This is a genomic window from Pseudomonas sp. SIMBA_068 (assembly GCF_046534705.1).
GTDB lineage: Bacteria > Pseudomonadota > Gammaproteobacteria > Pseudomonadales > Pseudomonadaceae > Aquipseudomonas > Aquipseudomonas putida.
This window is the reverse complement of record NZ_JAWRYI010000382.1, coordinates 1-278: the sequence shown is the minus strand read 5'-3', so window position 1 is coordinate 278 and position 278 is coordinate 1. Positions and strand designations below refer to the sequence as shown.

The 278-nt window shown below is 62.9% G+C and carries 1 protein-coding gene; it reads left to right on the top strand.

The window, feature by feature from the left end; all coding sequences use genetic code 11:
• Window positions 1–278, top strand: a 278-nt coding sequence (locus SB756_RS29625; protein ID WP_410913131.1) for an AMP-binding protein, incomplete at both ends; no start/stop codon positions are given.

The following is a 278-nucleotide window of genomic DNA, read 5'->3' as shown; positions in this document are numbered from 1 at the left end:
CGCCACAGTTGCAATTGCAGCGCTTGCCGGTGCTGGCGCCAGAGGAACGCCAGCGGGTGTTGGTGGACTTCAATGACACCGCGGTGGCTTACGACCTTGAGCAGACCTTGCACGGGCTGATCGAGGCGCAGGTGGTGCGCACGCCAGATGCGGTTGCAGTGCGGGCCGAGGAAGGCACGCTCAGCTACCGCGAGTTGAATGAACAGGCCAACCGCCTGGCGCATCACTTGATCGCGTTGGGCGTGAAGTCTGATGATCGGGTGGCGATCTGCGTCGAA